We start from the raw sequence: 14,748 nt of genomic DNA, 5'->3' as shown, positions 1-14,748 counted from the left end.
CTTGCGGGCCCGGCGGGGTTCCCTTCCCCGCGCCGGTCTGCGAACCTTGGTGCAACGGCAACCAGGCGACGGCAACGAGTCAAGGGAGCGCCCCCATGCGGCGGATCATCAACTCCACCTACGTCACGCTCGACGGCGTCATCACCAACCCGCAGCGCTGGCCGGTCCTGGAGGACCCCGGCGAGGAGCGGGCGGCGATCCAGCAGGAGCTCATTGAGCAGTGCGATGCCGTGCTGCTGGGCCGGGACACCTATCTTGCCTTTGCCGGGGTGTGGCAGGGCCGGGAGGGCGATCCCTACACCGACCGCATCAACTCGATGCGGAAATACGTGGTGTCCACGACCCTGCGCCAAGCCACCTGGAACAACAGCGTCCTCATCGGCGCCGACGCGGCGGCGGCCATCGCGCGCCTCAAGGACGAACCGGGGCGGGACATCGTGACCTACGGCTTCGGACGGCTCGCCGGCACGTTGCTGGAGCACGGGCTGCTCGATGAGATCCGGCTGTGGATCCACCCCTTCTTCCTGGGCAATGCGCCCGACGCCGGCCTCCTGGTCCACCACACGGCCGCCGCCCGGCTGCAGCTGGCAGGTTCGCTGCCCCTGGAAAACGGCACCGTGATACATACGTATGTTCTCGAGCACGGCCCGTAGCCCCCTGCGGCGCAGACGGCCCCGCGGGAATGTTGCCGCCGGGTGATCGCCGGGCCGAAGGGCGGAATCCCGCACATGCGCCTGTGAGATGCGCCATGTCCCGGCGTGCGCAACGGGCAAGCGTCCACGTGCGGCTGTTAGTCTCAAGGCCGTCAGAGCCATTTTGGGACCACCGGAAGATGACAGTGCACCACGACGCCCCGCAGGATCCGCATCCGCTGACCCGACGCGGGCTGCTCGCCCTCGCTGCCCTTGCCGCCGGCGGGGTGGCGCTCTCGCCCCCGGCATCCCCCGTCCGGGCCCCGGCAGGTCCCCCGCCGCCGGCACCGGGCCCCACCGCCGGGCCGACGCCCGCACCAACCCCCACCGCCAAGCCCGGGCCACCGCCGTGGCACCCGCGCGACCCGAGGCTGACCGCCCCGCTGAAGCGCGCCGCGAACACCCGCGGCGCCATCTCCCGCTTCGAGGGGGCATTCCCGGCACTGAACGTCAAGGCCGCGGTGCCGCTGCCCGGACTCACCTCCGCCCCCGCCCCCTGGCTCGCGGTCTCCATCGTCGGGCCGGTCAACCAGCTGCAGATCGTCAATCCGGAGGCCGGGGCGCCGGTGCATGTGGTCAGCATCGCCGGAAGCCACAACGGCGGCATCGAGTCCATGGCCTGGCACCGGGAAAGCAAGACGCTCTACCTCTGCACCGGCGGCGACCTGCTTAGCTGGAGCCCGGCCAGCCCCAAGCAGGCGCGCCGGATCGGCGCCGTCCCCGGCGCCACCACGCTGTACGAGCTGCAGCTGGATTCCTCCGGCAACCTCTGGGGCGGCACCTACCCGCTGGGAGCCACCTTCACCTACGCCGCCGCCACGAAGAAGATCCGCGTGCACAAACGGCTCGCCGCCGACAGCGACTACGTCAGGCGCCTGGCCATCGGCCCGGACGACACCGTCTGGGCCGGCACCGGATCGCGCAACCCGCGGATCTTCAGCTTCCCCGCCGACAACCCCGGGCGGCGCACCGAGATCCAGCTGCCGGACCCGATGCCCAACGGCTTCATCTCCTCCATCGACGTGATCGGGGACCGCGTCGCGGTCAGCGCCAGCGACATCCCCGCCCAGCTGCTGCTGGATCCCGCCACCGGCAAGTGGGCCGGGAAGGTCGAGCGCGTCTGGGCCGGACGCCGCACCTCCGGGGCAACCGGCGGCGCCCGCGCCTTCACCGTCTCAAAGGGCATCCTCTACGCCACCGACACCGCCACCTGGCGCGACGCGAAGCTGGGCGCCGTGGGCACCGATGCGCCCCTGGCGCTGGCATCCAACGGCAAACAGGTGCTCGTGGCCAGCCAGATCCCCACCGGCCTGCGCATCGAGTTCTTCACCCTGGCCACCGGCAAGGTCGAGAAGGTCCGCACCGTCTCACTGGCCGACGGCGAGTTCACCATCCAGTCGCTGCTGGGCCACTCCGACGGCAACGTCTACGTCGGCGGCTACATGGGCGACGGCCTGGCCGCGGTCAACCCCGACACCGGCGGCCGCTGGAACTCCCCCGACGACGAGCACCTGGTCAACCAGATCGAGGGCATGATCGAGTTCGACGCCACGCGCAGCTACATCGGCTCCTACGGATCGGCCGACATCATCAGCGTCGACAGCCGCAAGAAGGACGGGCCCGAGGGCTACGTGCGCCTGGAGCGGCTGAGCCGCAAGTACCACCAGTCCCGGCCCTTCGGCTGGGCAGCGAACTCGCGCAACGTGTTCTTCGGCACCGTCCCGGACTACGGGCGGGCCGGCGGCGTGCTGGGCATGATCGATCCGCGCACCAACAAGGTCGCCTGGGTGCTCGACGGCGGCGGCGCCGGTTTCGTCAAGGCCCACTCCGTCATCGGGCTGGCGGCCGACGACCGCTACGTCTACGGGACCTCCTCGGTGCGCAACGGCTACGGCATCCCGGACACCAAGGGACCTGCCAAGGTCTTCAAGCTGGAGATCGCCACGAGGAAGAAGGTCTGGGAAACCACCCCGGTGCGTTCCTCCGGCGCCCTCTACGCCCCCAAACTCATCGCCGGGTGGCTGGTGGTCGCCGACGTCGAGGGCATCAACATCATCGATCCGGCCAACGGCAAGCTCGTCCGGCGCCACCGCCTCACCGCCGCCCGCAACGCCGCCCACCGCCCCGGATGGGCCAATGCCGACATCGCCCAGGTGGGCGACGGCTCCAAGGTCGTGCACAGCGCGACGGGAACCACCACGGTCATCGACTTCCGCGCCGGCACCCAGGCCGTCATCGGCAGCCCGAAGGGCAGGCAGCGCTTCGGCCCCCGGCTCGCCGCCACGCCCTCGGGGCGGGTCTTTGGCTACACCGACAAGACGGTGCTGGTGGAATTGGACCTGCTCCCCCGCCCTGCCGCGCCCAAGACCAAGACCCCGGTCCCCACGCCCGCGCCCACGCCCACGAAGGCAAGGCCACCCAAACCTGCACCGGCGCCCGCACCGACGCCATCCAAGTCCGCAGCTCCCACTCCGGCCAAGACCGGCGGTGCCTAGGTGTATTAACCACGGAGGTTGGGAACGCGGTCGGCCGGTGCCAGACCCTTCAGTGAGGTGTGTCCTCGACGGTGGTTGTAATAGTCTAACCACGCCGGAAAAGCGGCCACGCGTTCGGCCTCCGAGCTGTATGGCCGGGCGTAGGCCCATTCCTCGAGCATGGTGCGGTTGAACCGCTCGACCTTGCCGTTGGTCTGGGGCCGGTAGGGTCGGGTGCGCTTGTGCTTGATCTCCGGTCCGAGGGCGTCCCTGAAGGCGTGGGACCGGTAACAGGACCCGTTGTCGGTTAGGACCCGCTTGACCGTAATCCCGGCCGAGTCGAAGTAGGCGTTCGCCCGTTCCCAGAAGCCGGCGGCGGTATCCTTCCGCTCGTCTGCGAGGATCTCGGTGTAGGCCAGGCGGGAGTGGTCATCGACGGCGTTGTGCAGGTAGGCGTAGCCGGGGTGGGACCCAAGTACGCCTGAAACCTGCCACGCTCCATGGCGAGGAATGCATGGTTCTAGATTCAGGGTCTGATACTGGTAGCGACCGTTATTCAAGCGGTCTGTATTCATGCGGTGGACCGGTCCCTGCTGCGGCCGGTCAGTGTCCCTCCGTCTGGCGTCCCGACGTTCCGGGTTCCCGACGGTCTGGCATCCCGGCACCCGGACCCAGCGCACGGGGGCGCATGCCGGGGCGCACCAGCGCGGCCCACAGGTGCCAGAGCATTCCGGCGAAGGTCGCGAGGAACGCTGCGACGGCCACCCACAACTCTGCACGGCCGACAAAAGCGACAATCGGCAGTCGGTCCGCACGCCCCAGGTAAATTCCCGCCACGGCGTACATACCGAGGGGAAAGACGACGCTCCAGAGCCCGGGCTCGAAGGTCAGCGGCACGCGATGGGTCACGTGCCTCCACCACCCGGCCGCGAGGAGCACGGGAATGAGCCACGAGGCGAAGGCCCAGAACACCACGGACGAACCGGCCACGAGCCCGAGGGTTGCGTCCACCATGGGCGCACCCGCCATCTCGACAATCCGCGCGCCTGCCAGGACGCTGATCGCCATGGCACCCATGGCCACAAAGTACTGCGGGCGGAGGTCCTCCGGCCTGATGGGGTAGGTCATGAGCCGCAACGAGACGAAGATCCCCACAGCGGCATACAGAATCAGCCCCACGGACCAGGCCACGACGGCGACCAGCGCCAAGGCCGCGCGCCAGTCTGGCCCGGCGAGAGGCTCAACGGACGCCGCCGCGACCGCCACGGACTGGCTCGCCACGCACCAAATGAACCATGTGCCGTTAGCATCCTTGACCACGGGCCTTTCGTCCCGGCCGAGCACAGCCGTCCACGGTACGACGTAGCCGAGCACCACCCAGGCAAGCACCGCGACAACGAGGAGCAGCGCCGTCGCCCCCGGCCACCCCATCATTCCGAGCCGCACACCGAGCACATTCGTCCCGGCGATGAAAGTGAAGAAGCCGAACGCCCGGGCGGGATCCATGAAGTCGCGCCGCATATCCTCGCGGAACTTGACCAGACGCACCAGGCTAAGCACGAGGATCACTGTGTAAGAGACCGCGCAGATCACGAGGAGTGCAGCGGACAGCGCGTGGAAGCCTTCGAGCTCAAGCCCCACCGAAATGATCCCGCTGGCCATAGTGAGAGCGAAATATCCCGGGGTGAGGGTCTGCACTGCCTCGGCGACGCGCGAACCGAAGGAACTCGGGGAGTGATCGGGCATGGTCATGGCACCCAGCTTAAGCGGCGTCCCGCATGCGTGACGAGGCCCACAGTCCCGTCGATCCGAGCCGGAAAATAACAGTGTATCCGGCCGGACACTCCAACCATCTCGGACGAAGAACTGCTCTAGATTGGTTGCATCAACTGCCACTGGCCCCGCCAGGATGGATATGGTTGGCTGATCGCCTGGTTAATTCCGTCTGGTTGAGGGCAATGGTGTCCGCCGGACGAAGCTGTCTCGTGGCGATGCTTACTGCCCGTCAGCGGCATCAGCTCATTTGGTGCGGGCAGGGACCTAGGGTTGCCTAACCCAATTGCTGGGTGCTTGGCGCCTTCAGTGGGGGTTCACGCCTGGGCGGCGATCCTGAGCTTCTACGGCCAGCGGAAAACCGTTTAGCGCGGCCTTAAGCTTGTCCCCGTCCCTGTCGAGAAACTGCCGCCCGATGTCAACGGTGCAGCTGACAGGCAAACTGCCAGGTCGTCTCAAAGCCACACCTCCAAGCGGCCACAGACACCCGTCGAAATGATTGAAGCACTCCCGAGGTCCCAACCCACCCTGCGTCCCTGATGAAGTGCCCCGGTGCGCGAAAGCTCGCGCTTTGGTGCCGCTCCCATCACAGCGCCGGTTCTGCCCCCAAAAGGGGGATCACCACGGAATCTATCTGAATGCGCCGGGACGGACGTCGCGGTGAAGCTGGAGAGCATCCTCAGAGAGCCGGCCAGCACCCTAGAACACGGACTCGGGCCGGGTCAGAAGCGTTCTGGCTGCTCACCCAGGTTGAAGTGCCGCCCGCTGACACGCGACGGTTTGATTTCCACGTAGAAGTCCTTGAGCGTGGGGATCCATGTCTTGAGATTCAGCGCCTCGGCTGCGGCAATGTCCGAACCCTGCTCAAGGACCCGGGCGCGTCCCTTGACTACGACGCTCCAAGCTTCGTCAGAGGTGATGCCATCTGCCTGGAACACCACGTTCTCATTGATGGTCAGCTCGGCAAGCTTGGTGCCAGGTGCCGTACGCAGCAGCAGGAGGCCGTCGTGAGCGCGGTAGTTGATGGGAAAGACGTCCGTTTCACCGGCGGCGGTCAGCACCAAGCGCCCATGCTGGGTGTTCTCCAACAGCTTCCAGCACTGCTCATCGTCAAGGACAAGGATCGGGTCATCATGAGAGAACATCATGGTTACATCCTTCTGCCGTTCGTAGAGCAATGTAAAGGACAACCCACGATCCGTTCTAAAATACTCCCGTTGGTTGATCAACGGATGATGGCGGACGCCGCTCCGAGTAGGAGCGTATACCCGCAGATTGCCCCTGACTGGTCGTCCCTGACCGTGGTGGTCCGTGCCCGGCATCAGGCTAGCTGTCCGGACGGCCGTAACCCTCGTCCGCATGCCCGGGAGCTTCAACCGCGGCGGGCAGGCGGACGACAGCAAGTGTGAAGACGAACGCTGCCACAGCCGTCACCACGAGCAGCATGAGCCCGATGAAGTAGCTGTTGTCCGCCGCGTTGTAGGTGGCGCCCATGACCAGTGGAGGGAAGTAACCGCCCATGCCACCGGCGGCGCTGACGATCCCGCTGATGCTGCCCACCTTGCCCGGCGGGGACAGCCTGCCCACCCATGCGAACACACCCCCGGCGCCAAGGCCGAGCGCTGACGCCATCGCCACAAACGTCAGTCCGGCCGGGATCTCGCCGTCGGGCCGAAGGTTCACGATGTAGGCCAGGACGGCAATGCCAGCCAGCGACGCAAGAACCACCGGTTTGGAACCAATCCCGTCCGCCAGCACGCCGCCGATAGGTCGGAAAATGACGGCCGCCACGGCAAAACCCGCGGTCCGCGTGCCTGCTGCTGTGGGATCAAAGTCGTAGACGTCCCGGAGGTAGGTGGGCAGGTACGTAGCAAAGGAAACGAATCCGCCGAAAACGATGGCGTAGAGGAAACACAGCTTCCAGGTGACCGCGAGGCCTGCCGCTTCCTTCAGCTTGGGAACCACCGGGGAGGTGTTCCGCTGCCACCCGGGCGCCTCTTTGACGTTGTACCAGACCAGGGCGGCCATGGCGACAAGGAGCCCGGCGATCAGGAGATGCGTTGCCAGGTAACCCATCGCGCTTACCAGGCGCGGAGTGAGGAAGGCAGCGAGTGCGGTTCCGCCCATGCCGGCCCCAAAAACACCGGTGGCGAAACCACGCCGGGCGGGCTCATACCAAGCACTGACAAAGGGAATTCCGACGGCGAACACGGTGCCGGCGATGCCCAGCAGCAGGCCTGCTCCCAGCACCACCGCGTACGAGCCGAGCGTGCCGCCAAGGGCGACCAGCAGGACGGGGGGAACACTGCCCAGCAGTACGAACGTGAACATGACGCGGCCGCCGAAACGGTCCGCCATGGCTCCCACCACGATCCGGCCAAGCGATCCCACAAAAATCGGCATGGCGACCAGAACGGCAGTTGCCGTGGGGGTCAGCCCCATTTCCTGGGTGTACCGGGCGCCGAGCGGCGCCACGATGTTCCAGGCCCAGAAGGCCATCACCGAGGCGCTGGTGGCCAATGCCAGCTGCAGCCCTTTGCCGGTGCGGGCGGACTCAGTAGATTGAGCGGACCCGGTCACTGTGAGCTCCTCTGTTCACTGGTTCCGGGTATCCCGGTCCCTGGTTCCGACGGCGGACCAGCCGCGCCGGGCGGGCGGGGTCGCGTTCCTTGACCCGTCGCCGCCGGCCTTTCCGCCCGGGCGAATGCGGTCACGCGAGCGGTAGACAATGTATGGACGGAACAGGTAATGCAGCGGCGCGGTAAAGGCATGGACCAGCCGGGTGAAAGGCCAGATCATAAAGAGCGCCATGCCCACCAGGGTGTGCAGGTGGAAGGAGAACGGTGCAGCTGCCATGGCGGCGAGGTCAGGTTGGAAGATGAAAAGTGAGCGGAACCACGGGGCCACGGTTTCGCGGTAGTTGTGCCCGTGTTCGCCCTCGAAAACGCTGGCCAGGGTGGTCCAGAGGCCGAATAAGATGGCGGCGGTGAGGACCACGTACATGAATTTGTCGTTTTTGGTGGTAGCCATGAAGACCGGTCCGGTGGTGCGGCGGCGATAAATCAGCAGCAGAATTCCGCCCAGGGTTCCCACCCCCGCGATGCCTCCCACCAGCAGGGCGTTGAAATGGTAGAACTCCTGGCTCATGCCCACGGCCTGCGTCCATGCCATCGGGATGACCAGGCCAAAAAAGTGGCCTGCGATGACCGCCAGCAAACCGAAGTGGAACAGCGGCGAGGCGATCCGCAGGAGCCGGGACTCATACAGCTGGGAGGACCTGGTGGTCCAGCCGAACTGGTCGTACTTGTAGCGCCAAATGCTGCCGCCCACCAGCACCACCACCATGACGTAGGGCAGGACGCCCCAAAGGACGATGTCCAGGGCGGTGAGTTCGACGGCTGCTCCCGGCCTGGTTTCGAAGGTCAGCATGGTCAAACCCCTTTCACGGGCAGCAGGCGAGGATCGTACGGGTCCAGCCCCACGGCTTCGGTGGGCGGCCCGTAGCCGGCCATCCGCATGACAGCCTGCTCATCGGCCGGCGATTTCCCGGGCAGCGTGGCGCAGATGGCCTGGAGGATGCGGGCATGCGGCAACTCATCGCGTAGCAGGCCGAAGCGGAGCATCTCGAGGCTGGCCCGGTACCGGATCAGCAAGTCACGGCCCGCCGCAAGATCCACCCGCGCGGCGTATTCCAGGACCATGGGCAGGTAGTCCGGCAGTTCGCCGTGGGTGTCCACCAGGATGTCGCTTTGCCGGTAGGCCTTCTTGAAGTTGCCTAGGACTTCACCGCGGCGCCGGGTGTCGCCGTCCGTCCAGTAGCTCAGGTGCAGGGCATGCCGCTTGCCGAGATCGAACTCGCGCACGTAATGGGCCTGGATTTCCAATCGCTCCGAGGATTCGAACAGGTCCAGGACGCCGTCGAAGTCCTGGACCGCACCGGAAAACTCAGCCAGTGCGGCCCGCATCAGCGGGACCTTGAGAATCAGATCCGCATCCGGGTACGACAGGCACCAGGCGGCGGCCATGTAGACCACCTGATCGCGCCGGCTCACGGCTGTTCCCCGCCCGCCGAGGCACTGTCTGTGGAAGCGCTTGAGCGTCCCGGGAAGAGCCCGGGCGGCGCCCCGCGCCCGTCCCAGTTCAGTAGGTTGACCCGGCCGCTGAGGCCGGACCCGGACCCCATCTCGTCCGTGGTCTGCCGGTCCCGGAGGGCATGGAACGTTTCCACCGCCACCGGGACGGGCCTGCCGCTGGCCTCACCGAACGGGGACGAGTCCTGCATGCCCGGTCCGCCGTCGAAATCCAGCGAACAGCCCATCTCTTCCAGGTCATGCGCCTGTTCCACGTGTGCCTTCGGGATGACGTAGCGTTCGTCATATTTGGCGATGGCCATGAGGCGGTACATCTCGTACATGGTCTGCCCGTCCATGCCCACGGCTTCGGGGATGGAGTCGTCGGGATCGTTGCCCAGACTGATGCCGCGCATATAGGAGCGCATGGCCGCAAGCTTCCTCAGGACAGTCGTGACCCGGTCGGTGTCCCCGGCCGTGAAGAGTTCCGCGAGGTATTCCACCGGGATGCGCAGCGCGTCGATGGCGCCAAAGAGGTTGCCGTGATCCTCGCCGTCGTGCCCCTGGTCCCGCAGCAGGTCCACTACCGGGGACAGCGGCGGGACGTACCAGACCATGGGCATGGTCCGGTATTCGGGGTGCAGCGGCAGGGCCACCTTGTAGACCTTGGCGAGGGCGTAGACCGGGGACCGCCGGGCGGCGTCGATCCAGTCCTCCGGGATGCCCTGGGCCCGGGCCTCGGCCTGGACGGCGGGGTCGTTGGGGTCCAGCAGCACGTCCATCTGGGCGTCGTAGAGCTCCTGGGGGTCCGTGACGGACGCGGCCGCGGTGACGGCGTCGGCGTCGTACAGGAACAGCCCCAGATACCGCAGCCTGCCCACGCAGGTCTCGGAGCAGACCGTGGGGAGCCCCACCTCCACGCGGGGGTAGCAGAAGGTGCACTTTTCGGCTTTGCCCGTCTTGTGGTTGAAGTAGATTTTTTTGTACGGGCAGCCGGTAACGCACTGCCGCCAGCCTCGGCATTTGTCCTGGTCCACCAGGACAATCCCGTCCTCCACCCGCTTGTAGATCGCGCCGGAAGGGCAGGATGCCATGCAGGAGGGGTTCAGGCAGTGCTCGCAGATCCGCGGCAGGTAGAACATGAACGCCTGCTCGTAGGCGAACTTGATCTTGTCCTCGGATTCCCGCCGGACCTTCTCCACGATCGGGTCCAAATGGCCGTGCTCGGTGGAACCGCCCAGGTCATCGTCCCAGTTCGCGGACCAGGTGATCTTGGTGTCCTTGCCCGTGATCAGGGACTTGGGCCGGGCCACCGGGAAGTCATCCCCCAGGGGCGCATCGATGAGCGTCTTGTAGTCGTAGGTCCACGGCTCGTAGTAGTCCTTGAGCTCGGGCTGGACCGGGCTGGCGAAGATCCCGAGGAGCTTCTTGACCCGGCCGCCGGCCTTCAGGACCAGCTTGCCGCGCTTGTTAAGCTCCCAGCCGCCAAGCCACTTTTCCTGGTCCTCGTACCGGCGGGGGTACCCCTGCCCGGGGCGGGTTTCGACGTTGTTGAACCAGACGTATTCGGTGCCGGCACGGTTGGTCCAGGCCTGCTTGCAGGTCACCGAACAGGTGTGGCAGCCAATGCATTTGTCCAGGTTCATGACCATGCCCATTTGAGCCATGACACGCATCAGTACTGCACCTCCTGGGAACGACGGCGGACGGTGGCAACCATGTCGCGCTGGTTTCCGGTTGGGCCAAGGTAGTTGAACGCGTAGGCCAGCTGGGCGTAGCCGCCGATCAGGTGCGAGGGCTTGACCAGCAGCCGGGTCACTGAGTTGTGGATGCCGCCGCGCCGTCCCGTGGCCTCGGACTTCGGCACGTCGATGGTGCGCTCCTGCGCGTGGTGGACGTACACCACCCCGGGTGGCATCCTGTGGCTGACGATCGCCCGCGCCACCAGGACGCCGTTGATGTTCAGGCACTCCACCCACTCGTTGTCCCTGACCTGGATGGAGTCCGCGTCGGCAGGACTCATCCAGACCGTGGGCCCGCCGCGGGAGAGCGAGAGCATCAGCAGGTTGTCCTGGTATTCGGAGTGGATGGACCACTTGGAGTGCGGTGTCAGGTAGCGGACCACCACCTCAAGCTCCCCGTTCGCGCCAAGTTTGGGTTCCCCGAACAGCCGGTGCATGTCCAGGGGCGGCCGGTAGATCGGCAGGGCCTCGCCGATGTCGATCATCCAGTCGTGGTCGAGGAAGAAGTGCATCCGCCCGGTCAGGGTGTGCCAGGGCTTGAGCCTTTCGACGTTGATGGTGAACGGGGCGTAGCGGCGGCCGCCTGTCTCGGACCCGGACCATTCCGGCGAGGTGATCACCGGGACCGGGCCGGCCTGCGTCTGGGCGAAGGTGATGAATTTTTCCTCCGAGCCCCCGGACAGGTCCGCCAGTTTCCGGCCGGTGCGGATCTCCAGGTCCTTGAAGCCCTGCACAGACAGGGCACCGTTGGTGGTGCCGGAGAACGCCAGGATGGCCTCGGCCATTTTCGCGTCGGTGTCGATCGCCGGTCGGCCGTCCGCGGCCCCGCCGAGCATCACCCCGTTGGACCGGCTGAGCCTCTCCAACGGGCCCTGGAGTTTGTAGGTGACGTTCTTGACCGTGAAGCCCAGATTATCGGCCAGCGGCCCGACGGCGGCAAGCTTGTCCGCGATGGCCGTGTAGTCCCGCTCCACCACCGAAAAAATGGGCATGTTCTGCCCCGGCACGGCGGGGATGTCCGTCTCCAGCCAGTCCCGCACGATCCCGCCGGGCTGGGCGAGCTGGCCGGGAGTGTCGTGCTGCAGCGGCACGCTGACCAGGTCCCGGCGCACACCCAGGTGGGTCTTGGCCATCCGGGAGAACTCCCGGGCCAGCAGGTGGAAGGTGTCAAAGTCGGTCTTGGTCTCCCACGGCGGGTCGATCGCCGGGCTGAAGGCGTGCACAAACGGGTGCATGTCTGTGGAGGAGAGGTCGTGCTTCTCGTACCAGGTGGCAGCGGGAAACACGACGTCGGACAGCAGCGTGGTGGAGGTCATCCGGAAGTCCGCGGAGACCAGCAGGTCCAGTTTTCCTTCCGGGGCCTGCTCATGCCACTTCACGTTGGTGGGCTTGAGCCCCTCGGCGTGGTCCTTGCCCAAGACATTGTTATGGGTGCCCAGCAGGTTCCGCAGGAAGTACTCGTTGCCCTTGGCCGAGGAACCGAACAGGTTGGAGCGCCACAGCACCAGGGTCCGGGGCCAGTTCTCCGGGGCATCCACGTCCTCGATCGCCGGGTTCAGGGTGCGGTTCTTGAGCGCGTCCGCGATGTAGCTGGGTGTGTCCTTCGCGGAACCGGCGGCGACGGCGGCCTCCGCCTCGTCCGCGAGGTCCAGCGGGTTCCGGTCGAACTGCGGGTAGAACGGCATCCAGCCGAGCCTCGCGGACTGGGCCATTGCGTCCGCGGTGTGCATCCCGTCCAGGGCTCCGGTGGAGAGCGGGGACTTCAGCGCGTCCGCGGAGTATCCGTCCTGCCGCCACTGGTCCGTGTGCATGTACCAGTAACCGGTGCCGATCATGGTCCGCGGCGGCCGGGACCAGTCCAGGGCGTTCGCGAGGGACACCCAGCCGGTGGCCGGGCGGGTCTTTTCCTGCCCCACGTAGTGCGCCCAGCCGCCGCCGTTGCGGCCCATGCAGCCGGTCAGCATCACCAGCGCCAGCACGGCGCGGTAGGTGGTATCGCCGTGGAACCACTGGCAGATCCCGGCACCCATGATGATCATGGAACGGCCCTTGGATTCTTCGGCGTTTCGGGCGAATTCCTGTGCCACGCGGATGCACGCCTGCGCCGGAACACTGGTGATTTCCTCCTGCCAGGCGGGCGTGTAGGGCGTGTTCGCGTCGTCGTAGCCTGCGGCCCACTCTCCCGGCAGCCCGTCGCGGCCCACCCCGTACTGGGCGAGCATGAGGTCGAACACGGTGGTGACCAGCTGGCCCTCGACTTCGATGACGGGCACCCCGCGCCGTAGCACGCTGCCGGCGCCGTCCGCCTGTTCGAAGCAGGGCAGCAGGATCTCGGCGCTTTCACCGGAGACTTCACGTAAGGACAGTGCGGGTTCGATCCCTTCCAGGTCCAGGTTCCATTTTCCCTCGCCGCTGTCCGAATAGCGGAAGCCCATCGAGCCGTTAGGGACGGCGGGACGGCCTGCCTTTTTGTCGAACAGGACGGTGCGGAACGCCGCGTCCTCAGCCCCGGCCTCGGCCCGGATGTCCTTGGCGGTGAGGAATTTCGCCGGCGTCAGCGCGCCGTCGTCGCGCTTTTCCAGCCTGACGAGGAACGGAAGGTCGGTGTACTGGCGCACGTAGTCGGAGAAGAACGGCACGTCCCGGTCAACGAAGAACTCCTTGAGCATGACATGGCCCATGGCCATCGCGAGGGCGGCGTCGGTGCCGGCCTGGGCGGGAAGCCATTCATCGGCGAACTTGGTGTTGTCCGCGTAGTCCGGGCTGACCGTGACCACTTTGGTGCCGCGGTACCGCACTTCGGCCATCCAGTGCGCGTCCGGGGTCCGGGTGACGGGAACATTGGAGCCCCACATCATCAGGTAGCGCGCGTCCCACCAGTCCCCGGATTCCGGCACATCCGTCTGGTCCCCAAACACCTGGGGGCTGGCGACCGGAAGGTCCGCGTACCAGTCGTAGAAGGAGGTCATGACGCCGCCGATTAGCTGGATGAAGCGGGTGCCCACCGCGTGCGAAACCATTGACATCGCCGGGATCGGCGAAAAGCCGGCGCACCGGTCCGGCCCGTAGGTCTTGATGGTGTTCACGTGCGCGGCAGCAGCGAGCTCGATCGCCTCCTGCCAGGACACCCTCACCAGGCCGCCCTTGCCGCGGGCCTGCTGGTAGCGGCGCCGCCGCTCCGGGTCTCCGGCGACGTCCGCGAAGGCCAGCACCGGATCGCCGAGCCGGGACTTCGCCTCCCGGTACATCTCCACCAGGACACCGCGGGCGTACGGAAAGCGGACGCGGGTGGGTGAGTAGGTGTACCAGGAAAAGGCCGCCCCGCGGGGGCACCCCCGCGGCTCGTATTCCGGGCTGTCCGGGCCCACCGACGGGTAGTCGGTCTGCTGGGATTCCCAAGTGATGATGCCGTCCTTGACATACACCTTCCACGAGCAGGAGCCGGTGCAGTTCACCCCATGGGTGGAGCGGACCACCTTGTCGTGGCTCCAGCGGTCGCGGTAGAAGATGTCGCCTTTACGGCCGCCCTCCCTGAATACCGCCCTGCCGTCCTCCGTCTGGTCCCATTTCGTGAAGAAACGGCCCAGCTTCAACATCGCATCCGAGGCTGCTCCGTCGAGCCCCGGGACAAACCGATCCTCAGCCATGCTGCCACCCTAGGGGCAGCAAGGCGCAAACCGCTACAGTTTCCGGACTAATGATCAAAACGCGGCCCAATCATTTTAGATGCGGGCTGCTCGATTCGCGGCTCCGCTGCGCCATCATGTCCGCATATCAGCAATGGCTGAAAGGCATCCTCTTTCCCAGCCCGTGGTGGTGCAGATTATGTCAGGAGCTGACAGTTGCAGCGGGTGGTGCCGGCCCGCTGCAGAATGCCCTGTTTCTTCCTGTCCGCGGACTCAGACGCTAAACGACGGGTCGCGTGGCCTGTCGTGCCAGCCAGAACCGGCGGCTGGGGATCTGGAGGGATTGGTCCTGACCGGGCGTCACCGAGTAG

General features: G+C 66.4%; 9 protein-coding genes and 1 pseudogene. 2 read left to right on the top strand and 8 right to left on the bottom strand.

Going from position 1 to position 14,748, the window contains the following annotated elements; all coding sequences use genetic code 11:
• The first annotated feature begins 95 nt into the window (after positions 1-95).
• On the top strand, positions 96-653 hold the full coding sequence (locus KRR55_RS05175) for a dihydrofolate reductase family protein (RefSeq protein ID WP_217387986.1): 558 nt from the start codon (positions 96-98) through the stop codon (positions 651-653).
• Between the two features lie 179 nt (positions 654-832).
• Complete coding sequence (locus KRR55_RS05170) at positions 833-3,187, top strand: hypothetical protein (protein ID WP_217387985.1); 2,355 nt, start codon at positions 833-835, stop codon at positions 3,185-3,187.
• Between the two features lie 5 nt (positions 3,188-3,192).
• On the opposite strand, the pseudogene KRR55_RS05165 reads toward KRR55_RS05170, so the two are convergent.
• From KRR55_RS05165 to KRR55_RS05130, 8 genes and pseudogenes are all read right to left on the bottom strand, one after another.
• Positions 3,193-3,651, bottom strand: a pseudogene (locus tag KRR55_RS05165) (integrase core domain-containing protein); the annotation flags it as partial.
• A 118-nt stretch (positions 3,652-3,769) separates the two neighbouring features.
• A complete protein-coding gene (locus KRR55_RS05160) occupies positions 3,770-4,918 on the bottom strand; it encodes a tellurite resistance/C4-dicarboxylate transporter family protein (RefSeq protein WP_217387984.1) in 1,149 nt (382 codons plus the stop codon).
• 743 nt (positions 4,919-5,661) lie between these two features.
• Entirely contained in the window at positions 5,662-6,087 is a 426-nt protein-coding gene (locus tag KRR55_RS05155) for a pyridoxamine 5'-phosphate oxidase family protein (RefSeq protein ID WP_217387983.1), read from the bottom strand.
• 178 nt (positions 6,088-6,265) lie between these two features.
• A complete protein-coding gene (locus KRR55_RS05150; protein WP_217388281.1) occupies positions 6,266-7,438 on the bottom strand; it encodes an MFS transporter in 1,173 nt (390 codons plus the stop codon).
• 96 nt (positions 7,439-7,534) lie between these two features.
• Positions 7,535-8,368: a respiratory nitrate reductase subunit gamma gene (gene narI / locus KRR55_RS05145; RefSeq protein WP_217387982.1), complete on the bottom strand. Its 834-nt coding sequence runs from the start codon at positions 8,366-8,368 to the stop codon at positions 7,535-7,537.
• A 2-nt stretch (positions 8,369-8,370) separates the two neighbouring features.
• The gene (narJ, locus tag KRR55_RS05140) at positions 8,371-8,991 is read right to left on the bottom strand and encodes a nitrate reductase molybdenum cofactor assembly chaperone (RefSeq protein WP_217387981.1); all 621 of its coding nucleotides are present in this window, start codon (positions 8,989-8,991) and stop codon (positions 8,371-8,373) included.
• Positions 8,988-10,685 carry a nitrate reductase subunit beta gene (gene narH, locus KRR55_RS05135; RefSeq protein ID WP_217387980.1) on the bottom strand — a complete coding sequence of 566 codons (1,698 nt, stop codon included), beginning with the start codon at positions 10,683-10,685 and terminating at the stop codon, positions 8,988-8,990. The genes narJ and narH overlap by 4 nt, the downstream gene beginning before the upstream one ends.
• Positions 10,685-14,398 (bottom strand): nitrate reductase subunit alpha, encoded by a 3,714-nt coding sequence (locus KRR55_RS05130; protein ID WP_217387979.1) that lies wholly within the window; start codon positions 14,396-14,398, stop codon positions 10,685-10,687. The genes narH and KRR55_RS05130 overlap by 1 nt, the downstream gene beginning before the upstream one ends.
• Positions 14,399-14,748 lie beyond the last annotated feature (350 nt).

The sequence above is a fragment of the Paeniglutamicibacter quisquiliarum genome (assembly GCF_019084045.1).
Lineage (GTDB): Bacteria > Actinomycetota > Actinomycetes > Actinomycetales > Micrococcaceae > Paeniglutamicibacter > Paeniglutamicibacter quisquiliarum.
The sequence above is the reverse complement of the archived record's forward strand: the minus strand, read 5'-3'. Positions and strand labels throughout refer to the sequence as shown.